General features: G+C 70.7%; 24 protein-coding genes and 1 riboswitch. Of the genes, 17 read left to right on the forward strand and 7 right to left on the reverse strand.

The genetic code is table 11. The features are described from left to right. Position 1: 1 nt before the first annotated feature. Both gcvH and gcvT read right to left on the reverse strand, forming a co-directional pair. Positions 2-379 carry a glycine cleavage system protein GcvH gene (gcvH, locus tag UW392_RS52100; RefSeq protein WP_320782461.1) on the reverse strand — a complete coding sequence of 126 codons (378 nt, stop codon included), beginning with the start codon at positions 377-379 and terminating at the stop codon, positions 2-4. A gap of 51 nt (positions 380-430) precedes the next feature. Further along, complete coding sequence (gene gcvT / locus UW392_RS52105; protein WP_320782462.1) at positions 431-1570, reverse strand: glycine cleavage system aminomethyltransferase GcvT; 1140 nt, start codon at positions 1568-1570, stop codon at positions 431-433. 161 nt (positions 1571-1731) lie between these two features. Further along, positions 1732-1826: riboswitch (glycine riboswitch) on the reverse strand. Positions 1827-2005: 179 nt separating this feature from the next. On the opposite strand from gcvT, the gene UW392_RS52110 reads away from it, so the two are divergent. From UW392_RS52110 to UW392_RS52155, 10 genes are all read left to right on the forward strand, one after another. Further along, positions 2006-2683 carry an AAA family ATPase gene (locus UW392_RS52110; protein WP_320782463.1) on the forward strand — a complete coding sequence of 226 codons (678 nt, stop codon included), beginning with the start codon at positions 2006-2008 and terminating at the stop codon, positions 2681-2683. A gap of 202 nt (positions 2684-2885) precedes the next feature. Next, complete coding sequence (locus UW392_RS52115) at positions 2886-3677, forward strand: enhanced serine sensitivity protein SseB (protein ID WP_320782464.1); 792 nt, start codon at positions 2886-2888, stop codon at positions 3675-3677. A gap of 182 nt (positions 3678-3859) precedes the next feature. Further along, complete coding sequence (locus UW392_RS52120) at positions 3860-4654, forward strand: enhanced serine sensitivity protein SseB C-terminal domain-containing protein (protein ID WP_320782465.1); 795 nt, start codon at positions 3860-3862, stop codon at positions 4652-4654. 320 nt (positions 4655-4974) lie between these two features. Further along, positions 4975-5982 (forward strand): ABC transporter permease, encoded by a 1008-nt coding sequence (locus UW392_RS52125; RefSeq protein ID WP_320782466.1) that lies wholly within the window; start codon positions 4975-4977, stop codon positions 5980-5982. A 111-nt stretch (positions 5983-6093) separates the two neighbouring features. Beyond that, complete coding sequence (locus UW392_RS52130) at positions 6094-7890, forward strand: ABC transporter substrate-binding protein (RefSeq protein ID WP_320782467.1); 1797 nt, start codon at positions 6094-6096, stop codon at positions 7888-7890. Positions 7891-8000: 110 nt separating this feature from the next. Then, positions 8001-8999, forward strand: a complete 999-nt coding sequence (locus UW392_RS52135) for an ABC transporter permease (RefSeq protein WP_320782468.1) — start codon at positions 8001-8003, stop codon at positions 8997-8999. Further along, complete coding sequence (locus tag UW392_RS52140; RefSeq protein ID WP_320782469.1) at positions 8996-10093, forward strand: ABC transporter ATP-binding protein; 1098 nt, start codon at positions 8996-8998, stop codon at positions 10091-10093. The genes UW392_RS52135 and UW392_RS52140 overlap by 4 nt, the downstream gene beginning before the upstream one ends. 32 nt (positions 10094-10125) lie before the next feature. Further along, entirely contained in the window at positions 10126-11370 is a 1245-nt protein-coding gene (locus UW392_RS52145; protein ID WP_320782470.1) for a dipeptide ABC transporter ATP-binding protein, read from the forward strand. 71 nt (positions 11371-11441) lie between these two features. After that, positions 11442-12101, forward strand: a complete 660-nt coding sequence (locus tag UW392_RS52150) for a trimeric intracellular cation channel family protein (RefSeq protein ID WP_320782471.1) — start codon at positions 11442-11444, stop codon at positions 12099-12101. A 69-nt stretch (positions 12102-12170) separates the two neighbouring features. Then, positions 12171-13031: a thioesterase family protein gene (locus tag UW392_RS52155; RefSeq protein WP_320782472.1), complete on the forward strand. Its 861-nt coding sequence runs from the start codon at positions 12171-12173 to the stop codon at positions 13029-13031. Between the two features lie 531 nt (positions 13032-13562). Here UW392_RS52155 and UW392_RS52160 read toward each other — a convergent pair. Continuing rightward, positions 13563-14189 (reverse strand): TetR family transcriptional regulator, encoded by a 627-nt coding sequence (locus UW392_RS52160; protein ID WP_320782473.1) that lies wholly within the window; start codon positions 14187-14189, stop codon positions 13563-13565. A 106-nt stretch (positions 14190-14295) separates the two neighbouring features. On the opposite strand from UW392_RS52160, the gene UW392_RS52165 reads away from it, so the two are divergent. The 3 genes from UW392_RS52165 to UW392_RS52175 all read left to right on the forward strand — a co-directional run bounded on the left by UW392_RS52165 (position 14296) and on the right by UW392_RS52175 (position 16007). Beyond that, the gene (locus UW392_RS52165) at positions 14296-14445 is read left to right on the forward strand and encodes a hypothetical protein (protein WP_320782474.1); all 150 of its coding nucleotides are present in this window, start codon (positions 14296-14298) and stop codon (positions 14443-14445) included. A gap of 11 nt (positions 14446-14456) precedes the next feature. Then, positions 14457-14765: a DUF4190 domain-containing protein gene (locus UW392_RS52170; protein ID WP_414497551.1), complete on the forward strand. Its 309-nt coding sequence runs from the start codon at positions 14457-14459 to the stop codon at positions 14763-14765. 72 nt (positions 14766-14837) lie between these two features. After that, positions 14838-16007 carry a cysteine desulfurase family protein gene (locus UW392_RS52175; protein ID WP_320782475.1) on the forward strand — a complete coding sequence of 390 codons (1170 nt, stop codon included), beginning with the start codon at positions 14838-14840 and terminating at the stop codon, positions 16005-16007. A gap of 14 nt (positions 16008-16021) precedes the next feature. Here the strand turns inward: UW392_RS52175 and UW392_RS52180 are convergent, their stop codons facing one another. After that, complete coding sequence (locus UW392_RS52180) at positions 16022-16747, reverse strand: N-acetylmuramoyl-L-alanine amidase (protein ID WP_320782476.1); 726 nt, start codon at positions 16745-16747, stop codon at positions 16022-16024. Between the two features lie 61 nt (positions 16748-16808). Here UW392_RS52180 and mnmA point away from each other — a divergent pair, with 61 nt between their 5' ends. Next, positions 16809-17954, forward strand: coding sequence for a tRNA 2-thiouridine(34) synthase MnmA (mnmA, locus tag UW392_RS52185; protein ID WP_320782477.1), 1146 nt, complete (start codon positions 16809-16811; stop codon positions 17952-17954). A 257-nt stretch (positions 17955-18211) separates the two neighbouring features. Here mnmA and UW392_RS52190 read toward each other — a convergent pair whose 3' ends face one another. Beyond that, a complete protein-coding gene (locus tag UW392_RS52190) occupies positions 18212-18397 on the reverse strand; it encodes a DUF397 domain-containing protein (RefSeq protein ID WP_414497552.1) in 186 nt (61 codons plus the stop codon). Positions 18398-18401: 4 nt separating this feature from the next. After that, positions 18402-19253 (reverse strand): Scr1 family TA system antitoxin-like transcriptional regulator, encoded by an 852-nt coding sequence (locus UW392_RS52195; RefSeq protein WP_320782479.1) that lies wholly within the window; start codon positions 19251-19253, stop codon positions 18402-18404. A 164-nt stretch (positions 19254-19417) separates the two neighbouring features. Between UW392_RS52195 and UW392_RS52200 the strand changes: the two genes are divergently transcribed. After that, complete coding sequence (locus tag UW392_RS52200) at positions 19418-19891, forward strand: ATP-binding protein (RefSeq protein ID WP_320782480.1); 474 nt, start codon at positions 19418-19420, stop codon at positions 19889-19891. Between the two features lie 18 nt (positions 19892-19909). On the opposite strand, the gene UW392_RS52205 is transcribed toward UW392_RS52200, so the two are convergent. Then, positions 19910-20233 carry a DUF427 domain-containing protein gene (locus UW392_RS52205; RefSeq protein ID WP_320782481.1) on the reverse strand — a complete coding sequence of 108 codons (324 nt, stop codon included), beginning with the start codon at positions 20231-20233 and terminating at the stop codon, positions 19910-19912. Positions 20234-20325: 92 nt separating this feature from the next. Between UW392_RS52205 and UW392_RS52210 the strand changes: the two genes are divergently transcribed. Then, positions 20326-20865, forward strand: a complete 540-nt coding sequence (locus UW392_RS52210) for a TIGR00730 family Rossman fold protein (protein ID WP_320782482.1) — start codon at positions 20326-20328, stop codon at positions 20863-20865. A 101-nt stretch (positions 20866-20966) separates the two neighbouring features. Then, the gene (locus tag UW392_RS52215) at positions 20967-21656 is read left to right on the forward strand and encodes an SDR family oxidoreductase (RefSeq protein WP_320782483.1); all 690 of its coding nucleotides are present in this window, start codon (positions 20967-20969) and stop codon (positions 21654-21656) included. Positions 21657-21663 lie beyond the last annotated feature (7 nt).

Genomic DNA, 21663 nt, shown 5'->3' on the forward strand with positions numbered 1-21663 from the left:
CTCAGCCGGCCGCGTACGCGGTGTACTCGTCGGCGCCGAGCAGGTCGGCGGGCTCTTCGGCGACGCGTACCTTGAACAGCCAGCCGCCCTCGAAGGGCTCCGAGTTCACCAGCGAGGGGTCGTCGACGACGGTGTCGTTGATCTCGGTGACCTCACCGGAGACGGGGGAGTACAGGTCGGAGACGGACTTGGTGGACTCCAGTTCGCCACAGGTCTCGCCCGCGGCGACGGTGGCGCCGACCTCGGGGAGCTGGACGAAGACGACGTCGCCGAGGGCGTTCGCGGCGTGCTCGGTGATGCCGACCGTCGAGACGCCGTCCTCGGCGGCCGACAGCCACTCGTGCTCCTTGCTGTAGCGGAGCTGCTGGGGGTTGGTCATGGCTGGATTCTCCTGTATGCGGTGGGACAGCGGCTAATGGGGGAGTAAGGGCTACTTCTGGCGCTTGTAGAACGGCAGCGCCACAACCTCGTACGGCTCGTGGCTGCCCCGGATGTCCACGCCGACGCCGGCGGTGCCCGGGGCCGCGTGCGCCGCGTCGACGTACGCCATCGCGACCGGCCGGCCCAGTGTGGGGGAGGGGGCACCGGAGGTGACCTCGCCGATCACCTGGCCGCCGGCGACGACCGCGTACCCGGCGCGCGGGACCCGGCGGCCCTCGGCGAGCAGGCCGACCAGGACGCGCGGCGGGTTCTCCGCGGCGCGCGAGGCGGCCTCGGACAGCGCCGCCCGGCCCACGAAGTCGCCGTCCTTCTCGAACTTCACCACCCGGCCGAGCCCGGCGTCGAACGGCGTGAGCGCGGTCGTCAGCTCGTGACCGTACAGCGGCATGCCCGCCTCAAGGCGGAGCGTGTCCCGGCAGGACAGGCCGCACGGCACCAGGCCGGCGGACGCGCCCGCCTCGGTCAGCGCCTGCCACAGCTTCTCCGCGTCGGCCGGGTCGACGAACAGCTCGAAGCCGTCCTCGCCGGTGTACCCGGTGCGCGCGATCAGCGCGGGGACCCCGGCGACGGTGCCGGGCAGACCCGCGTAGTACTTCAGGCCGTCCAGGTCGGCGTCGGTGAGGCCCGCCAGGATGCCCGGGGACTCGGGGCCCTGCACGGCGAGGAGCGCGTAGGCGTCCCGGTCGTCGCGGACCTCGGCGTCGAAGCCGTCCGCCCGCTCGGTGAGCGCGTCCAGCACGACCTGCGCGTTGGAGGCGTTGGCGACGACCAGGTACGTCTCCTCGGCCAGCCGGTAGACGATCAGGTCGTCCAGGATGCCGCCGTCCGCGCGGCAGATCATGGTGTAGCGGGCGCGGCCCGGCTTCACGGTGCCGATGTTGCCGACCAGCGCGAAGTCCAGCAGGGCGGCGGCCTCCGGACCGGTGACCGTGATCTCGCCCATGTGGGAGAGGTCGAAGAGCCCGGCCCGGGTGCGTACGGCGAGGTGCTCGTCGCGCTCGGAGCCGTAGCGCAGGGGCATGTCCCAGCCGGCGAAGTCGGTCATCGTCGCGCCCAGCGCGCGGTGCACGGCGTCGAGCGCGGTACGGCGGCCGGGACCGGCGGGGGAACTGGCGGGGGAACTGCTCATCGGTCGTCTCCCAGGAACAGGACGGCACGGGCGAGGGAAGTCCCTCCCCATCTGTCATCGGTACCTGAGAGGTTCGCCGAGACCGCGCGCGGAAACCGGACGTGGTCAGGACTTGCACCTTGGGTGGGGCCGTCCGGGGACGGCCCGCTTTTCAGATGTGCCTCGCCCGCGCGGTGACGGGGCCTGAGAGATTCAAGGGAGGAACTTGCTCCTTCGGCGCCCCGGCGACGGCCGGGGACTCTCCCGCGCGGATTCAAACGGCCGGTATGCAGTTGGCGCCGCCACACTAGCACCGCCCCCGCCACCCGCCCGGGGTCCGTCTTGTGACCGGCTTGTGGCACGAAGTGAACGAAATCGCGAGACCGCCGCATTACCTTCTCTTTACACTCGACGGGGAGGGCACCTCGTGGACCGCCCCAGGGGAGGACGATCACGGTGAACAGGACCAGGGCGTACGCCATGACCTCGGCGGCCTCCGGACTCGCTCTGCCCGAGCAGTCCGCGGCCCCGGCCCGACAGGCGTGTGCCGCGCGGCCCGCACCCGTCGTCCGCGATCTGCGGGACCGGGCCGGCCGCAGCCCGCACGCGCTGCTCTTCGGCCCGGCGGACCTCGTCGCGGTCACCGGACTGCCCGGCAGCGGCAAGTCCACGCTGATGCGGCGGACCGTGCGCGGCACGCGCGTCGACTCCCAGGACACCAGGGACCGCTGGGAGCGGCGTATGCCCCGCTCCCTGCCGTACGCGGTCTACCGTCCCCTGGTGCGCCTCGCCCACTACGCCGGGCTGCGCCGCGCCCTGCGCTCCGGCGAGGGCGTCGTCGTCCACGACTGCGGCACCCAGACCTGGGTCCGCCGCTGGCTGGCCCGCGAGGCCCGGCGCCGCGGCGGTACCCTGCACCTGCTGCTCCTCGACGTCACCGCCGAGCAGGCCCTCGAAGGCCAGCGCGAGCGCGGCCGAGGCGTCTCCCGGTACGCGTTCCTGCGCCACCGCTCCGCCACCACCCGGCTGCTGCGCTCGGCGGCGAAGGGCGATCTGCCGCCCGGCTGCGCCTCCGCCGTCCTGCTGGACCGGGCGGCGGCCGACACCCTGCGCCGGATCGGCTTCACCGGCTGACGCCCGCCCGCTGCTTCCGCCAGCAGCCTTCCGCCAGCAGTCTTCCGGCCGCAGCCTTCCGGTCGCAGTCTTCCGGTCGCAGTCTTCCGCCCGCAGCCTTTCGCCCGCTGCTTTCCGTCCGTCGCTTCCCGGCGGCGCTTACCGGCGGCGCAGGGGTTAGCCTTTTCAGCCACACCAGCGGTTCCACACAGGCGGTAGGCAGATGGACTTCCCGGCGGGCTTCTCCGCTGACTTCCCGGCGCAGGCGCAGCCCCATCCGCACGGCGGATGGCCCGGCAACGAACTGGAGGAGGTGCTGTCGGCCTCCCTGAACGTGCCGGGCGCCGGCGGCCGGATCGTCGAGGTGCTCGGCCGCAGCTTCGTCTGGGTGCCCCTGCCGGCCGGCGGCGGCCCGCGCAGCGGCCCCCTGGACCTGCCGACCCTGGAGATCGAGGGCCAGGCGTACGTACCGGTGTTCAGCTCCGAGGAGCAGTTCCGCCGGGTCGTCGGCGCCCACATGTCGTTCACCGTCGCCCCGGCCGTGGAGTTCGCCCGCGGGCTGCCGCCGCACGTCGGTATCGCCGTCAACCCGGACGGGGTCGTCGGCATCCCGCTGCCGCCGCCGGCCGTGGCCGCGCTCTGCCGGGCCGGCCGCACCCCGCTGGACGGCCCCGCGGCCGGCGGCCGGGTCCGCCTCTACGAACCCGACTGGCAGGACGACCCGGTGGACTTCCTCGCGGCGGCCTCGGAGGAGTTCGCCGCGACCGGTGTCGTCCGCACCGCCCGCCGCTGCCTGGCCGCCATCGAGACGGCCGACCCGGTGATGTTCGTCGGCGTCGAACTCTCCCACTGGGAGGGCGACGCGCGGGCCCTCCCGCTGGAGGCCCTGGGCCGCGCCCTCGGCCGCGTCCCCACCGGATGGCCCGTCAACCTGGTCCTCCTGGAAGCGGCCCAGGACCCGGTCTGCGACTGGATGCGGAACCAGGTACGCCCCTTCTACCAAGGGAACTTCTGAACGCCGCCCGGGAGGAGCGTCCCTGAAGAAGGGGCGCGGGGCTGTATCGATGGGCGGCTCCGCCGCGTGGGCGCGACCGGCCACGGACGACCTTCACCCGCGAAAGGTCCCGCATCCCACCCCGTCAGGCGGGCCGTAAGCTAGACCCACTGTCAAGGCGTTGCGCGAAGGGGCGATACGAAGTGAGCGCTGGTACCGCCGCAGCCGGACACGTGGAGCACACGCTGCGCCAGGTCACACCCGGGCGCTACGACGCCTACGAGGCACTGCTGCGCGCCCTCGCGGCCCCCTCCTCGGGCCAGGTCTGGATGCTGCTGTGGCACGGCCAGGCCGGCTCGCCGGACGCCCAGTACGGACACATGGAGGTCGAGGGCCACGGCTACGCGCCCTGCGTCACCTCCGCCCAGGAGCTGTCCGCCAGCGGCTGGAACCGGTCCTACGAGGTCGTCGACGGCCTGGAGGTCGCCCGCGCCCTCTTCCCCGACCGCTACGGACTCTGGCTGAACCCGCACGCCCCGGGCGGCGGCGTCGGCATCCCCTGGCTCGACCTGCGCCGCATCGCCACCGGCCTGGACCGGCAGCCCGCCGGGCCGCTCCGGCTCTCCGAACCGGCCATCGAGATCCCGCAGTTCTACGCCCTGCTCACGCAGAACGCCCACCGCACCCCGGCCGTCCGCTCGCTGCGCCGCGCCTGGGTGCAGCCGGCGCTGGGCGCCCCGTACCTAGCCATCGGCCTCGACGTGTACGACGCCTCGCCGCCGGCCGTGGACGCGGTCCGCACGATGATGCGGCAGTCGGTGGGAGCGGTCCCGGACGGGCTGTCGGTGTCGACCGTCGCGATGTCCGACGGGCTCGACCCGGTCGCCCTGTGGCTCCGTTCCAACGCCCGTCCGTTCTACGACCGCGAGGCGCACGCGGCCCCCGCGCAGGCTCCCGCCTCCGGGTACGGATACCCTCCGGCGGGCGGCCGCTACTGAGAGCGGAGCACCCGCTTCCGCTGCGGTGAGGGGTGATCTCCGCGCGTAGAGCGCGAGGGATGGTCCACTTCTGTCCCTCGTGTCCCAAGTCGTCCGCGTCCGCTCCGTGTTACCCGGCGTCCGGATAACGGAAACCCTCAGACAGCATCACGGTTACGCATCCTTTCCCCGCCAAGTCTGGCAACAGATCGCCAATGCGTTGAAGACTCCCGCACCAGGAGGCTTTCGCCTCGGAGTACCACCGAGTTCCACGGACTGATCACGCCGCCACAGCGGCAAGTGCGGGCCGGCTACCGCCGGTTGAGAGGGGTCCCTGCCAGATGACGGCACCATTGCACGAACCGACCGCCGAAGCGGTGCCGAGCGCTGCCGAGGAAGCGGCGGTCGCCGGCGCCGAGTCGAAGTCGGTACAGGGCCGTTCCCTGGGCCGCATCGCCTGGGAGCGTCTGAAGCGGGACAAGCTCGCCCTCGCGGGCGGCACCGTCGTGGTCCTTCTGGTCCTGGTCGCCCTGCTCGCCCCGCTGATCACCAAGCTTCTGGGGCAGGACCCGAACGCGTACCACGAGGAACTGATCGACCCGCTGTTCGGTACGCCCACCGGCTCCTTCGGCGGCATGAGCGGCGAGCACCTGCTGGGCGTCGAACCGGTCAACGGCCGCGACATCCTCGCCCGCATCCTCTACGGCGCCCAGATCTCCCTGCTGGTCGGCTTCCTGTCCGCCATCGTCGCCGTGGTGCTCGGCACCGTCCTCGGCATCCTGGCGGGCTTCTTCGGCGGCTGGGTCGACTCCGTCATCAGCCGCGTCATGGACGGTCTGCTGGCCTTCCCGCAGCTGCTGTTCATCATCGCGCTGGTCTCCGTCATGCCGAACGACCTGCTGGGCCTGCACGGCACGGGCGTCCGCGTCTTCGTGATGATCCTGGTCATCGGCTTCTTCGGCTGGCCCTACATCGGCCGTGTCGTACGCGGCCAGACCCTCTCGATGCGTGAGCGCGAGTACGTCGAGGCGGCCCGCTCGCTGGGTGCGGGGCGGATCTACATCCTGTTCAAGGAACTGCTGCCCAACCTGGTCGCACCGATCATCGTGTACACGACGATGATGATCCCGACCAACATCCTCACCGAGGCGGCCCTCAGCTTCCTGGGCGTCGGCGTCAAGCCGCCCACCGCCTCCTGGGGGCAGATGCTGTCGAGCGCCATCGAGTACTACGAGTCGGACCCGATGTACATGGTGGTCCCCGGCGTCGCGATCTTCATCACGGTGCTCGCCTTCAACCTCTTCGGCGACGGGGTGCGCGACGCGCTGGACCCGAAGGCATCTCGCTGACCCGCCAGACCGCCAGACCGCTGAACCGCACACCCGCTGAACCGCTGTACAACAAGCGTCCCGTGGCTCCCGGCACGGGGTCTCTCATCTGAATCCGGAGGATCCGAGATCGTGACTACCCAACGCGCCTCAGGGCGGCGTAAGCAGGCCATGGCCGCTGCCGCCGTGGTCGCCGCGCTGCTGACCACGGCTGCGTGCGGCGGCGGTGACAGCGACGACGAGGGGGGCTCGAAGAACGGCGCTGCCGGCTTCGACGCCGCCAACAACAAGGTCGCCCAGGCCGATCTGGCCAAGAAGGGCGGCACGCTGAAGTTCGGTGGCGCCCAGGACGCCGACTCGTGGGACACCACGCGCGGCTACTACGGCTTCATGTGGAACTTCTCGCGCTACTACTCCCGCCAGCTCGTCACGAACGCGACCGAGGCCGGCGAGGCCGGCGCGGGTGTCACCCCCGACCTCGCCACCGCCACCGCCAAGGTCTCCGACGACGGCAAGACCTACACGTACACGCTGCGTGACGGCGTGACGTGGGAGGACGGCAAGCCGATCACGTCCAAGGACGTCAAGTACGGCATCGAGCGCGTCTGGGCGCAGGACGTGCTGGCCGGCGGTCCGACGTACCTCAAGGAGGTGCTCGACCCGAAGGACGAGTACAAGGGTCCCTACAAGGACGACTCCAAGGACAAGCTCGGTCTGAAGGCCATCGAGACGCCCGACGACAAGACCATCGTCTTCAAGCTCCCGAAGGCCAACTCGGACTTCGAGGAGATGCTGGCGCTGACCTCGGCCTCGCCGGTCCGCCAGGACAAGGACACCAAGTCCAAGTACGGTCTGCACCCGTTCTCCTCCGGCCCGTACAAGTTCGAGTCCTACAACCCGGGCAAGGACCTCACCCTGGTCCGCAACACCGAGTGGGACCAGAAGTCGGACCCGGTCCGCAAGGCGTACCCGGACAAGATCACCGTTCAGTTCTTCTCGGACGCCAACCAGCTCGACCAGCGTCTGATCAGCGGTGACATCGACCTGGACATCAACCAGACCGGCATGTCGCCGCAGGGCCGCACCACCGCCCTGAAGGAGCACAAGGCCAACCTGGACAACCCGGTCTCCGGCTACATCCGCTACGCGGTCTTCCCGCAGAGCGTGGCGCCGTTCGACAAGATCGAGTGCCGCAAGGCCGTCATCCTCGGCGCCGACCACGTCTCGCTGCAGACCGCGCGCGGCGGCCCGGTCGCCGGCGGTGACATCGGCACCAACATGCTCCCGCCGTCCGTCCCGGGCTCCGAGGGCCAGAAGTACGACCCGTACAAGCTCGCCACGGACAACAAGAAGGGCAACGAGGCCGAGGCCAAGGCCGCCCTGAAGGCCTGCGGCCAGCCCAACGGCTTCAAGACCACCATCGCGGTCCGCAACAACAAGCCGGTCGAGGTGGCCACCGCCCAGTCCCTGCAGGCCTCGCTGAAGAAGATCGGCATCACCGCCGAGATCGACCAGTACGACGGCTCGCAGACCGCCGGCATCATCGGTTCGCCTTCGAACGTCAAGAAGAAGAACTACGGCATCATCATCATGGGCTGGGGCCCGGACTTCCCGTCCGTCCAGGGCTACGGTCTGCCGCTGTGGGACAGCGACTACATCCTGGAGAGCGGTAACAACAACTACGCGCTCATCGAGGACAAGGAGATCGACGGCCTGTTCGACAAGTACGTCGACACGCTGGACGACGCCGGCAAGGCGCAGATCGCCACGGACATCAACCACAAGGTCATGGACGGCGCGTACTACCTGCCCTTCGTCTTCGAGAAGTTCGTCAACTGGCGCTCCAGCCGCCTGGCGAACGTCTACACCTCGGACGGCTACAGCGGTATGTACGACTTCGTCAACATCGGCCTGAAGTCCGCGAAGTAACCGGTAAACACCCGCCGTACGGCACGAAAGGCAGGTGAAGGCCGGCGCGGCGAGACCGCGGGCCCTCGGAAGACCTCCAGGGCCCGCGGTCCCGCAGCGGGCCGCACGCTGTGCTCGCTTACCTCATCAGGCGGCTGTTCGCCGCCGCAGTGATGCTCGTGGTCATCATCATGGTGGTCTTCGGCATCTTCTTCCTCGTCCCCAAGTGGGCGGGCGTCGACATCGCCTCGAGCTTCGTGGGCAAGCAGGCCGACCCGGCCGCCGTCGAGGCGGTACGGCAGAAGCTGGGCCTGAGCGACCCGATCTACTCCCAGGTCTGGGAGTTCTTCAAGGGCATCTTCACCGGCCGCACCTACTCGGGCGGGGGCGACACCGTCCACTGCTCCGCGCCGTGCTTCGGCTACTCCTTCCGCAGCGAGCAGGCCATCTGGCCGGTGCTCACCGACCGTTTCCCGGTCACCCTGTCGCTGGCGCTCGGCGCGGCCGTCCTGTGGCTCCTCCTCGGCATCTCCGCCGGCGTGCTCTCCGCCCTCAAGCGGGGCAGCCTGTGGGACCGCGGCGCGATGGTCGTCGCCCTGGCGGGCGTCTCCCTCCCCGTCTACTTCACCGGCATGCTGAGCCTGGCGATCTTCGCCTACGGGCTCGACTGGATCGACGCGCAGTACGTGCCGCTGGCGGACAGCTTCACCGGCTGGTTCGGCGGCCTGATCCTGCCGTGGATCACCCTGGCCTTCCTCTACGCCGCCATGTACGCCCGGATCACCCGCGCCACCATGCTGGAGATCCTCGGTGAGGACTACATCCGCACCGCCCGCGCCAAGGGGCTGCACGAGCGGAAGGTCATCTCCAAGCACGCCATGCGCTCGACGATGACCCCCATCCTGACCATGCTCGGCATGGACCTCGGCGCCCTCATCGGCGGCGCGATCCTGACCGAGTCCACGTTCAACCTGCCCGGCCTCGGCCAGGCCGTACTCCAGGCGATCAAGACCCAGGACCTGCCCGTCATCCTCGGTGTCACCCTGATCACTTCCCTCGCGGTGCTTCTCGCCAACCTCGTGGTGGACGTCCTGTACGCCGTGATCGACCCCCGAGTGAGGCTCGCATGACCGACCTGAGCAAGAGCGGAGCCGCGGTGGGCGAGCCCACCGGCACCACTCCCGCACCCACCGCCTTCCTGGAAGTACGCGACCTCAAGGTGCACTTCCCGACCGACGACGGCCTGGTCAAGTCCGTCGACGGCCTCAGCTTCACGCTGGAGAAGGGCAAGACCCTCGGCATCGTCGGCGAGTCCGGCTCCGGCAAGTCCGTGACCTCGCTCGGCATCATGGGTCTGCACACCGCCGGCCAGTACGGCAAGCGCAAGGCCGAGATCTCCGGCGAGATCTGGCTGGACGGCACCGAGCTGCTCTCCGCCGACCCCGACCACGTGCGCAAGCTGCGGGGCCGCGAGATGGCGATGATCTTCCAGGACCCGCTCTCCGCGCTGCACCCGTACTACACGATCGGCCAGCAGATCGTGGAGGCGTACCGCATCCACCACGACGTGGACAAGAAGACCGCCAAGCGCCGCGCGGTGGAGATGCTCGACCGGGTCGGCATCCCGCAGCCGGACAAGCGGGTGGACAACTACCCGCACGAGTTCTCCGGCGGTATGCGCCAGCGCGCGATGATCGCGATGTCGCTGGTCAACAACCCCGAGCTGCTCATCGCCGACGAGCCGACCACCGCCCTGGACGTCACCGTCCAGGCGCAGATCCTGGACCTCATCCGGGACCTGCAGAAGGAGTTCGGCTCCGCGGTCATCGTCATCACCCACGACCTCGGTGTCGTCGCCGAACTCGCCGACGACCTGCTGGTGATGTACGGCGGCCGGTGCGTCGAACGCGGCCCGGCCGAGAAGGTGTTCTACGAGCCCCGCCACCCCTACACCTGGGGCCTGCTCGGCTCGATGCCGCGGCTCGACCGCGACCAGCAGGAACGGCTGATCCCGGTCAAGGGCTCCCCGCCCTCCCTCATCAACCTGCCGTCCGGCTGCGCCTTCAACCCGCGCTGCCCGTACGCCGACGTGCCCAAGGACAACGTCACCCGCACGGTCCGCCCGGAGCTGACCGAGGTCGGGGGCCGGCACTGGGCCGCCTGCCACATGACGCAGGAGCAGCGGGAGCGGATCTGGACCGAAGAGATTGCGCCGAAGCTGTGAGTGACAAATCCGAGAACGCCGAGGGCACTGCAGTGAGCATTCCCGCGCAGAGCGAAGGCACCGTGATCACCAAGGGTGACGCCGCCCCCGGCGAGAGCCTGCTGAAGGTGTCCGGGCTCAAGAAGCACTTCCCGATCAAGAAGGGCCTGCTCCAGCGCCAGGTCGGCGCGGTCCGCGCGGTCGACGGCCTCGACTTCGAGGTCAAGGCCGGCGAGACCCTCGGCGTCGTCGGCGAGTCCGGCTGCGGCAAGTCGACCATGGGCCGGCTGATCACCCGGCTGCTGGAACCGACCGACGGAACGGTCGAGTTCGAGGGCAAGGACATCACGCACCTCGGCGTCGGCGGGATGCGCCCGCTCCGCCGCGACGTGCAGATGATCTTCCAGGACCCGTACTCCTCGCTGAACCCGCGCCACACCATCGGCACGATCATCAGCGCCCCCTTCAAGCTCCAGGGCGTCGAGCCCGAGGGCGGGGTCAGGAAAGAGGTCCAGCGGCTGCTGTCGGTGGTCGGGCTCAACCCCGAGCACTACAACCGCTACCCGCACGAGTTCTCCGGCGGCCAGCGCCAGCGCATCGGTATCGCCCGCGCGCTCGCGCTCAACCCGAAGCTGGTCGTGGCCGACGAGCCGGTCTCCGCGCTGGACGTCTCCATCCAGGCCCAGGTCGTCAACCTGCTCGACGACCTCCAGCAGGAGCTGGGCCTGACGTACGTGATCATCGCGCACGACCTCTCCGTGGTCCGGCACGTCTCGGACCGGATCGCGGTGATGTACCTCGGCAAGATCGTGGAGCTGGCCGACCGCGACCTGCTCTACAAGACGCCGATGCACCCGTACACCAAGGCGCTGATGTCGGCGGTGCCGATCCCCGACCCCGCGCGCCGCGGTGCCAAGAGCGAGCGCATCCTGCTCAAGGGCGACGTGCCCTCGCCGATCTCGCCGCCGAGCGGCTGCCGGTTCCACACCCGGTGCTGGAAGGCGACGGAGATCTGCAAGACGCAGGAGCCGCCGCTGAAGGAGCTGCGGCCCGGTCAGCAGGTCGCCTGCCACCACCCGGAGAACTTCGCGGACCAGGCCCCGCAGGACGTCGTCCTGCTGACCGACGCGCGCGAGGCCGCGGAGCTGGTCTCCGAGGACGCGCTCGCGGCTTCGGCGGAGACGTCGGCGGCGGTGGCGGCGGAGGTGGCGGAGACGTCGGAAACCGCCGAGACGGGTTCGGACACCGGTTCGGACGCCGGTTCGGACACCCCCAAGGGCGCGTCCGACGAGAAGTAGACGGCCCGTACGCCCGAGCCCCCGCCTCGCTCACGAGGCGGGGGCTCGTGTGTGCGAGCGAGAATGATCGTGTGTACCAGGAATTGTTCAGTCCGTCCGTCCAGCACACGCTCGATCTGATCGGCATCTTCGTCTTCGCGATCTCCGGCGCGCTGCTGGCCGTGCGCAAGAACTTCGACGTGTTCGGCATCGCCGTCCTCGCCGAGGTCACCGCGCTCGGCGGCGGACTCTTCAGGGACCTGGTCATCGGCGCCGTACCGCCGGCCGCCTTCACCGACCTCGGCTACTTCCTCACCCCGCTCCTCGCCACGCTGCTGGTCTTCTTCCTCCACCCGCACGTCGAACGCCTCCAGGCGGGCGTCAACGTCTTCGACGCGGCGGGCCTCGGCCTCTTCTGCGTCGCCGGCACGACCAAGGCGTACGACTACGGGCTGGGCCTGACCTCCTCCGCCTGCCTCGGCCTCGCCACGGCCGTCGGCGGCGGCGTGCTGCGGGACGTGCTCGCCAACGAGGTGCCCTCGCTGCTGCGCTGGGACCGCGACCTGTACGCCGTACCCGCGATCGTCGGGGCGGCGATGGTCGCCCTGTGCATCCGCTTCGACGCGCTGTCCCCGCTGACCAGCGCCCTCGCGGTGGTCACCGCGTTCGTGCTGCGACTGTGCGCGATGCGCTACCACTGGCGGGCGCCGCGCGCGTGGAACCGGCGGTCGACGGTGCTGGAGGCGGAGTGAGCCGTCCCACGAGTACGCCCGCCCCAGCGAAAGCTACCGCTTAGTAGTCGCCTGTTGTAGCGTGCAGCCATGCCAGAAGCAGCCTCCGCAGCGGCCACGCGGGCCACCATCGGCGACAGCGAGTTCGATCGCGACACCGCGGTCACCCGACGCGAACCCGGCGTCTACGCCATCGACCTCTCCGCCGGCTGGACCATCTTCGGCGCCGTCAACGGCGGCTTCCTGCTGGCGGTCCTCGGCCGCGCGCTTGCCGACGCCCTGCCGCACTCCGACCCGTTCACCGTCTCCGCGCACTACCTGACGGCGTCCCGCCCCGGCCCTGCCGTGGTCCGCACCGAGGCGGTGCGCACCGGCCGCACCCTCTCCACCGGTCAGGCGTCGCTCTTCCAGTACGACGAGGAGGGCAACGAGGTCGAACGCATCCGCGTCCTCGCCTCCTACGGCGACCTCGACGCCCTCCCGGACGACGTCCGCACCTCCGCCGAACCGCCCGCGATGCCGCCGGTCGAGCAGTGCTTCGGCGCCGAGGACGGCCCGTCGCCGGTCTCCGGCGGATCGGCCATCGCCGAGCGGCTGCTGCTCAAGCTGGACCCGGCCACCCTGGGCTGGGCGCTCGGACAGCCCTCGGGCAAGGGAGAGATGCGGGCCTGGTTCGGGCTGGCCGACGGCCGTGACGCGGACCCCCTCGCCCTGCTCCTCGCGGTCGACGCGCTGCCGCCGACCGCCTTCGAACTGGGTATGAAGGGCTGGGTGCCCACCATCGAGCTGACCGCGCACGTGCGGTGCCGCCCGGCGCCGGGCCCGCTGCGGGTCTCGGTCACCACCCGCAACCTCGCCGGCGGCTTCCTGGAGGAGGACGCCGAGGTCTGGGACAGCGCCGGCCGGCTGGTGGCCCAGTCCCGGCAACTGGCCCGGGTGCAGCTCGGCTGATCTTTGCGTGCGCTTGGTCATCCGCACAGGCGGGTGACAGGCGGGGCCCACGCCGTTCCACAGCACGGTTGGTTGAGTGCCGCTCTCAGGACTTCCTCATCCACTGTGGAGCGGTTTCTCATGCAGCGTGCGCGTCGTCTCGTCCCCCTGGTGGCCCTGCTGGCCCTGTCCGCGCCGGTACTGACCGCCTGTGGCTCGGGGGACGAGTCGTCGTCCTCGGGCGACGGCTCCTCGGGGCAGCAGAGCTGTCAGCCGCCGTCCGGCATGCCGAGCGGCATGCCGAGCGGCGTCCCTTCCGGCGGTCCGTCGGGGATGCCGAGCGGGGCGCCGTCGGGGGCGCCCTCGGGTACACCGTCCGGCATGCCGTCGGGGATGCCGTCGGGAATGCCGTCCGGGATGCCGTCCGGGATGCCGTCCGGCGGGCCCGGCGGGGGACAGGGCGGTGGCTGCGGCCCCCAGCAGCAGGGCCAGCAGGGTCAGCAAGGCTGAGTAGGGCTGAGTAGGGCCGAGTGCGGCCGAGTGCGGCCGGGGTCAGTCCGTCCAGTGGTCCCGGCCGATGCTGATCAGCCGCATCCGGCGGCACGCGAGCCGCCGGACCCGCTCGCGCTCCTCGGCCGGGGCTTCCAGTGCCTCCAGGAACAGCGAGGCCGTACTCACGATCTGGTCGACGTAGAGACCCGCCAGCATCAGCAGGTCGGCGCCGTCCCAGCCCGCCGACTCCGGGCCCCCGGCCAGTTCGTCCCGCACCTCCTCGGCGAACCGGGCCAGTTGCTCCCGGATGGCCTCCCGCACCGCCCGCACCCCGCCGTGCCGCTCCCGGGCCACGAAGCGGACGTGCGCGGGGTGCGCCGCGACGTGCCCGGCGATCAGGTCGACGGCGCCCGCGATCCGCTCGTCGCTGTCCCGCGTCGGCGCCACCGTCGTCCGGATCATCGGGTGCAGGCTGCCGAGCGCCTCCTCGACCAGCGCCACGCCGAGGTCGGCCGTCGAGCCGAAGTGCCGGTAGAAGGCGGTGGGGGCGACGCCGACGGCACGGGTGACCTCGCGCAGCCCCAGACTGCTCAGGCTCTGCTCCTCCAGCAGCACGAGCGCCGCGTCCAGCAGCGCCTGCCGGGTCCGCTGCTTCTGTGCCTGCCGGATGCCGAGGGTGTGACTCATGCCATGCAGTTAACAACTGTTCTCCGGAATGGGAAACCCGCGACGCGCGTTAGACTCGTCAGTCAGTGAACAACTGTTACTGAAACCGTCAGGGGGGAGTGACTCGATGCTGTTCCTCGTCGCCGCGCTGCTGCTGCTCGGCCTCGTACTGGGCACCGTCGCCCACGCGCCGCTCGGCTTCTCCGTCGTGGCCGCGGTCGTCATCGCCGGCTGGCTCGGCGTCTTCGCGCTCCGCGAGCGACGCAGCCGCCACTGAAAGGGAACGCCATGCAGCTCACCGCATCCGCATCCGAAGCCGCATCCGCATCCGCGCCCGAATCCGCGTCCGAGTCCCGCCGTACCGGTGTCCGCGACACCGACGGCATGGCCGTCGCGTCCTTCGTCCTCGGCCTGCTGGGCCTGCTCGTGCTCAACGTGATCCTGGGACCGGTCGCCATCGTGCTGGCCGCCGTGGCTCTGTGGCGCGGCACCGCCCGCCGCGGCCGGGCCCTGCTCGGTCTCGGCCTGGGCGTCGCCGACCTGCTCGTCCTGCTGGCGTTCGTGCAGGCCGACCAGACGGTGTCCTGGAGCCTGTGAGCCCCGAACCGCCGCGGGGACCGGACCGTGCTCCGAGGCCGTACGGACACGCACCGTAGAATCGGCGTCACCATGGCATACCTCGACCACGCCGCGACCACCCCGATGCTTCCCGAGGCAGTCGAGGCACTCACCGCGCACCTCGGCGCCACGGGCAACGCCTCCTCCCTCCACGCGTCCGGCCGCCGCGCCCGGCGCACCGTCGAGGAGGCCCGCGAGACCCTCGCCGAGGCGCTGGGCGCCCGGCCCAGCGAGGTCGTGTTCACCTCCGGCGGCACCGAGGCCGACAACCTCGCCGTCAAGGGCCTGTACTGGTCCCGCCGCGACGCCGACCCCGCCCGCACCCGGGTCCTGGCCAGCCCCGTCGAGCACCACGCGGTCCTCGACGCCGTGCACTGGCTCGGCGAGCACGAGGGCGCGACGGTCGAGTACCTCCCGGTCGACTCCGACGGACGGGTCCGCCCCGAGGCGCTGCGCGAGGCGATCGCCCGCAACCCCGACGACGTGGCCCTGGCCACCGTGATGTGGGCGAACAACGAGATCGGCACCGTCATGCCGGTCCGGGGACTCGCCGACGTCGCCGCCGAGTACGGGGTGCCGCTGCACGCCGACGCGGTCCAGGCCGTCGGCCAGCTCCCGGTCGACTTCGCCGCCTCCGGACTCGCCGCGATGACCGTCTCCGGCCACAAGATCGGCGGCCCCTACGGCATCGGCGCGCTGCTCCTCGGCCGCGAGTACACCCCCGTACCGGTCCTGCACGGCGGCGGCCAGGAGCGGCACGTCCGCTCCGGCACCCTCGACGTCCCCGCGATCGCCTCCTTCGCCGTCGCCGGCCGGCTCGCCGCCGAGCAGCGGGAGTGGTTCGTCCGCGAGATCGGCGCGCTCCGCGACGACCTGGTCACCGCCGTCCGTTCGGCCGTCCCGGACGCGATCCTCGGCGGCGACCCGGACCCGGCGGGGCGGCTCCCCGCCAACGCCCACTTCACCTTCCCCGGCTGCGAGGGAGACTCCCTCCTCCTGCTGCTCGACGCCCAGGGCATCGAGTGCTCCACCGGCTCCGCCTGCACCGCGGGCGTCGCCCAGCCCAGCCACGTGCTGCTCGCCACCGGTACCGACCCGGACCTGGCCCGCGGCACCCTGCGTTTCTCCCTCGGTCACACCTCCACCGAGGCCGACGTGGAGGCGGTCGCCAAGGCGATCGGTCCGGCGGTGGAGCGGGCGCGGGCGGCTGGGCTGTCCTGAAGGAGTCTCCGGTGTCAGACGGAGGGGTCGCCGGAGCCCGAGGGTGAAGGTGACGGCAACCCGGTCGGTAGCGCCGTGGCCGCGCGCTTCACCAGCTTCATGTACCGGTCCCAGTCCCAGTGCGGTCCCGGGTCGGTGTGGTCGGTGCCCGGCACCTCCACGTGCCCGATGATGTGCTTGCGGTCGAGGGGTATGTCGTACCGCGCGCAGATACCCGCGGTCAGCTCGGCCGACGCCTTGTACATCGCGTCCGTGAAGTCCTGCGGCCGGTCGACGAAACCCTCGTGCTCGATGCCGACACTGCGTTCGTTGTAGTCGCGGTTGCCCGCGTGGTAGGCCACGTCCAGCTCGCGGATCATCTGCGTGATCCGCCCGTCCTGGCCGACGATGTAGTGCGCGGCGGCCTGGTGCCCCGGGTCCTGGAACGCCCGCACCGCGCCCTCGAAGCTGCCCTGCGTGACGTGGACGATCACCATGTCGATGTCGTAGTCGTCGGGCCGGTCCGCGCGCCGCCAGTTCGCGTCCGACGCCGCGACCCACCGCGCGCCCCGGAAGTCGACCTCGCCGTCCTCGCGCGGTGTCTCCACCCCGGGCACCCGCCACCACAGGCGGCTCAGCTCGTCACGGGCGAGCACGGCCGTGCCGGCGGCGGTCACCACGCCACCGACGATCAGTGCGCGCCGCCCGATACGCCGGTCGCCGTCCTGGGACGCGCCGGGGGGCCGGCCGTTCTCCTCCATGTGATCGAGAACGCATATCCGTGCGATCTGGTTCCCGGCCCACCCGTACCCTGGAGGGGTTATGACTGACGACACCCCGCAGCGCACCCGCCGCCCTCTCCGTGTCCTCGCCGCCATGTCCGGCGGAGTCGACTCCGCCGTCGCCGCCGCCCGCGCCGCCGAGGCCGGGCACGACGTGACCGGCGTCCACCTCGCGCTCTCCGCCAACCCTCAATCCTTCCGCACGGGCGCGCGGGGCTGCTGCACCATCGAGGACTCCCGCGACGCCCGCCGCGCGGCCGACGTCATCGGCATCCCGTTCTACGTCTGGGACCTCGCCGACCGTTTCCGCGAGGACGTGGTGGAGGACTTCGTCGCCGAGTACGAGGCCGGCCGCACGCCGAATCCCTGCCTGCGCTGCAACGAGAAGATCAAGTTCGCCGCGCTCCTGGACAAGGCCCTCGCCCTCGGCTTCGACGCGGTCTGCACGGGCCACTACGCGAAGGTCCTGGTCGACGCGGACGGCAATCGCGAACTGCACCGCGCGTCCGACATGGCCAAGGACCAGTCGTACGTGCTGGGCGTCCTGGACGACCGCCAGCTCGCCCACGCGATGTTCCCGCTCGGCGACACGGTCACCACCAAGGACGAGATCCGCGCGGAGGCCGAGCGCCGGGGCCTGGCGGTCGCCAAGAAGCCCGACTCGCACGACATCTGCTTCATCGCAGACGGCGACACCCAGGGGTTCCTCGCGGACCGGCTCGGCCGCGCGGAGGGCGACATCGTCGACGAGGCGGGCAACCGGGTCGGCACCCACGAGGGCGCCTACGGCTTCACCATCGGCCAGCGCAAGGGCCTGCGCATCGGCACCCCGGCCCCCGACGGCAAGCCGCGCTACGTCCTCGACATCTCCCCGGTCGACAACACGGTGACCGTCGGCCCGGCGGCCGCTCTGGACGTCACCGCCCTGCGCGCGATCAGGCCCCGCTGGTGCGGTACGGCTCCGGCGGGCCCCGGCACGTACACGGCCCAGCTCCGCGCGCACGGCGACGAGACGCCGGTCCGCGCGGAGGTGACCGACGCCGGCGAACTGGAGGTCGTCTTCGACGCGCCCGTCCGGGGAGTCGCCCCCGGCCAGGCGATCGTCCTGTACGACGGCACGCGCGTCGTCGGCTCCGCCACCATCGCCGACACCACCCGCACGGCGAGCGCCTCCGCGGTGGTCTGAACCCACGAAGCGCCAACACTCGCGAGCGAACTGTCACTCCGATGCTCAGCTGAGCACATGGACCGGCCGCCGCTGATCAGGGCTGGCCCATGACGGCGTCGATGTCGCCGAGGATCGGCGCCGACCCAGCCGATGCGCGGGTAGACGGTCCAGTCGCCCGGCCCGGGTCCTTGCCGAGTACGTCCGGGGCCGGGCGGCCACGCCGGTCGATACCGCCTACGGAATCCGATCCGGCGATACACGGGGCCTGCCCGACCTCACCGAGAAGCGACCCCGCGCACGAGCGCGGTGAACGCCGGGCGGCTGAAGGAGAGTATGCGGGCGGGATTCTTGCTGTCCCGTACGGATATGCGGTCCGGGGCAGCAGCGACCTCGACGCAGTTGTTCCCGCCCTCTCCCGAGTAGGAAGACTTGCGCCACCTTTGCCTGGGCAAAACGGACACCCTTTTATGTCTCCTTCAGGATCGAGTGGATGAACTCCGCAGACTGCTTGGCAGTCAACGCTGCCTGCTCGGCCAAGTCCAGCCGCGACCGGAAGTTCTCGAGCTGGGTGGGGAGATCGAAGAAGAGTGGCCCAGCCGGTGAGTCCATGTGGACGGTGTCCAGATGAGGGTTGGTGGCCTCGACGTACAGAAGTGACTCACCGGCCATGGGGAATCCGCCGTGCGCGAACGGAATGGCCAGGAGCGTGACGTTGTCGCGTTCGCCCTCGTCCAGCAGGTGTCGTAGCTGGGCGTCCGCGACACCCCGACCGCCGAACCGCATGCGCAGCGCCGCCTCGTGAATGATTCCCACGTAGGGAGTCGGTGTGCTCCCGGAGATGACCCGTTGCCTGCCGAGGCGGTGCGCGACACGGAGCTCCACTTCCAGCCTCGGCAGCTTGGGCACAGTCAATTCGAACAGGGCTCGGGCATGATCCTCGGTCTGGAACAGACCTGGCAGGTGAGACGTCTGCACGGTCCGCAGGCGGGTTCCGTAGTGCTCGAGTTCCGAGACGTCGAGCAACCCCGGAGGGACCTTGCCCCGGTACTCGTCCCACCATCCCGTTCTCCGGCCTCCCGTCATGGAGGCGAGGGTGTCGACAAGAGCCTGGTCGCTGCACTCGTAGATGCTCGCGAGGCGACGGAGACGCTCCTCGCCGATGCCGTAACGGCCGGCCTCGATGTTGGAGATGTTCGTCCTGTCTGTACCCAGCGCGGCAGCCGCGGCGGGAGCTGACATCCCGGCTGCCTCGCGCAGTCGCCGCAGCTCCAAGCCGAACCGCCGCTGGCGGATCGTGGGGGTGTTGCTCGATGCCATGCGTCCTCCTTGCTGGCGGACAGTGTGCCGGTTTCCCGGCAGTCCGCTCCAATCCGAAGACGCATTAACTCGTTAAGGTGAGGAGGATGGCACGCGTTAAATCGAGGCGCTAGCTTGTGACTTGTGCCGCAAATGACGGAAATCCGTTACCCCGGAGGTGCCACATGAGCGCTCTCGACGCGATCCTCATCCCCTTCACCGACCCCTGGGAGTACGAACTCCACTTCCCCCGCGACGCCCGTGGTCCGGCCGTCGCCCGCACGACCCTCAAGGCGGTACTCCGCGCACACGGGCTGGGGGAGTTCACCGACCGGGCCCAGTTGCTGACCTCCGAACTGGCCACCAACGCGGTGCGGTACTCCCTCGGTCCCGCCACCGTGCGGCTGCGCTGGACCATGCCCGTGCTGCGGGTCAGCGTCACGGACACCTGCCCCCTGGTCCCCGTGCCACCGGCACCGTCCGTACCGGACGCGGAGCGGGGCAGAGGGCTGCTCATCCTCGATCTGCTGGCCGACGACTGGGGCGGGCTCAGGCTCGACGGATCCGTGTTCGGGGCCGGCGGCAAGAGCGTCTGGTTCGAACTGGTGCTGGGCGGTGCCGGACCGGTGTCACCCGGCCCGGCCACGCTGGCCGCCTGACGGTCGTCAGACCGGTCGTCAGACCACCTCCACCTCGTAGAAGCACAGGTGATCCTTGATCTGCGCCACCTCGGGCTTCGGCTCCGGATACGCCCATACGGCGTTCTCCGCGTCCGGCATCGACCAGTAGACCGCGTCGCCCTTGAACGGGCAGTGGGTGGTCGTACGGGACGGCGTCAGCAGGTCCACCCGTACGTCCACCGGAGGGAAGTAGTAGCGGTCGGGACAGCCGGTCTCCTTGAGGACCAGCGCCTCGTCGCTCTCCGCCAGCACCCGCCCCTCGCGCTCCACGCGCACGTGCCGGTCACTGGGCTCCACGGTGATGCGGTGTCCGGTGGTCATGCTCGTCTCCTCGGTCGGTGTTGGTCTCCCCGGCGACAGCGCGCCGCGACACCGACTTCTTCCCCGGCGGGCCCGGACCGTACCGTTGCCCCATGAACATCTGCGTCTTCCTCTCCGCCGCCGACCTCGACGAGCGCTACACGCGCCCCGCCAAGGAGTTCGCCCGTCTGCTCGGCAAGGGCGGGCACACGCTCGTCTGGGGCGGCTCGGACGTCGGTCTGATGAAGGTGGTCGCCGACGGCGTGCAGGAGGCCGGCGGGCGGCTGTGCGGCGTCTCCGTGACGTTCCTCGCGGCCAAGGTGCGCCCTGGCGTCGAGGAGATGGTGGTCGCCTCCGACCTCGCCGAACGCAAGCGGCTGCTGCTGGAGAAGGCCGACGCCGTGGTGATCATGGTGGGCGGCACCGGCACGCTGGACGAGGCCACCGAGATCCTGGAGCTGAAGAAGCACGGCCACACCGACAAGCCGGTCGTCCTGCTCAACACCGCCGGCTTCTACGACGGCCTCAGGGAACAGTTCCACCGGATGGAGGACGAGGGCTTCCTCCCGCGTCCCCTGAGCGAACTGGTCTTCTTCGCGGAGGAGCCGGTGGGCGCGCTGGCCTACCTGGAGGAGGCCCAGGGCGTGAAGTAACGCGCCCCCGAAGGGGCGCGGGACTGTGTCGACATGTGGCTCCGCCACGTGCGCGCGGCCAGCCACAGCCCACCCGCACTGGACCTGCGACCATGACCCCCATGGCAACACACATCATCACCGGAGCAGGCTCCGGAATCGGCGCCGCGGTCGCCCGCCGTCTCCACGCCCGCGGCGACGACCTCGTCCTGCACGCGCGCGACGCGGGCCGTGCCAAGGAACTCGCCGCTGAGTTCCCCGGCGCGCGCACCCTGGTGGGCGACCTGGCCGACCCCGACAAGCTGTCCTGGGCGCTCTCGCACCAGTCCCTGCCCGACCGGGTCGACTCCCTGCTCCACATCGCCGGCGTCGTGGACCTGGGCCCCGTCGGCGACCTCACCCCCAAGACGTGGCGCAACCAGCTCAACGTCAACCTGATCGCACCCGCCGAGCTGACCCGCCTCACGCTGCCGCTGCTCCGCGCCGCCCAGGGACATGTCGTCTTCGTCAACTCCGGGGCAGGGCTGAGCGCGGGCCCCGAGTGGTCCGCGTACGCCGCCTCCAAGCACGGGCTCAAGGCGCTCGCCGACTCCCTGCGGCAGGAGGAACACGGGAACGGGGTCCGGGTCACCTCCGTCTACCCCGGCCGCACCGCCAGCCCCATGCAGGCCAAGGTGCACCAGCAGGAGGGCAAGGAGTACGACGCGGCGCGGTGGATCGACCCCGAGTCCGTCGCGACGACCATCGTGATGACCCTGGACCTGCCCCGCGACGCCGAGGTCAACGACCTCACCGTGCGCCCCGGACGGTGAGCGGTCC

This window comes from Streptomyces sp. CRN 30, from assembly GCF_034105845.1.

Bases quoted from the DNA above. Each gene is read 5' to 3' on its own strand.
- UW392_RS52155 (WP_320782472.1), top strand. From the start codon at position 12,171: ATGCCAGAAGCAGCCTCCGCAGCGGCCACGCGGGCCACCATCGGCGAC.
- gcvH (WP_320782461.1), bottom strand. From the start codon at position 379: ATGACCAACCCCCAGCAGCTCCGCTACAGCAAGGAGCACGAGTGGCTG.
- UW392_RS52210 (WP_320782482.1), top strand. From the start codon at position 20,326: ATGAACATCTGCGTCTTCCTCTCCGCCGCCGACCTCGACGAGCGCTAC.
- gcvT (WP_320782462.1), bottom strand. From the start codon at position 1,570: ATGAGCAGTTCCCCCGCCAGTTCCCCCGCCGGTCCCGGCCGCCGTACC.
- UW392_RS52175 (WP_320782475.1), top strand. From the start codon at position 14,838: ATGGCATACCTCGACCACGCCGCGACCACCCCGATGCTTCCCGAGGCA.
- UW392_RS52140 (WP_320782469.1), top strand. From the start codon at position 8,996: ATGACCGACCTGAGCAAGAGCGGAGCCGCGGTGGGCGAGCCCACCGGC.
- UW392_RS52165 (WP_320782474.1), top strand. From the start codon at position 14,296: ATGCTGTTCCTCGTCGCCGCGCTGCTGCTGCTCGGCCTCGTACTGGGC.
- mnmA (WP_320782477.1), top strand. From the start codon at position 16,809: ATGACTGACGACACCCCGCAGCGCACCCGCCGCCCTCTCCGTGTCCTC.
- UW392_RS52115 (WP_320782464.1), top strand. From the start codon at position 2,886: ATGGACTTCCCGGCGGGCTTCTCCGCTGACTTCCCGGCGCAGGCGCAG.
- UW392_RS52215 (WP_320782483.1), top strand. From the start codon at position 20,967: ATGGCAACACACATCATCACCGGAGCAGGCTCCGGAATCGGCGCCGCG.
- UW392_RS52180 (WP_320782476.1), bottom strand. From the start codon at position 16,747: ATGGAGGAGAACGGCCGGCCCCCCGGCGCGTCCCAGGACGGCGACCGG.
- UW392_RS52195 (WP_320782479.1), bottom strand. From the start codon at position 19,253: ATGGCATCGAGCAACACCCCCACGATCCGCCAGCGGCGGTTCGGCTTG.
- UW392_RS52205 (WP_320782481.1), bottom strand. From the start codon at position 20,233: ATGACCACCGGACACCGCATCACCGTGGAGCCCAGTGACCGGCACGTG.
- UW392_RS52125 (WP_320782466.1), top strand. From the start codon at position 4,975: ATGACGGCACCATTGCACGAACCGACCGCCGAAGCGGTGCCGAGCGCT.
- UW392_RS52170 (WP_414497551.1), top strand. From the start codon at position 14,457: ATGCAGCTCACCGCATCCGCATCCGAAGCCGCATCCGCATCCGCGCCC.
- UW392_RS52160 (WP_320782473.1), bottom strand. From the start codon at position 14,189: ATGAGTCACACCCTCGGCATCCGGCAGGCACAGAAGCAGCGGACCCGG.
- UW392_RS52200 (WP_320782480.1), top strand. From the start codon at position 19,418: ATGAGCGCTCTCGACGCGATCCTCATCCCCTTCACCGACCCCTGGGAG.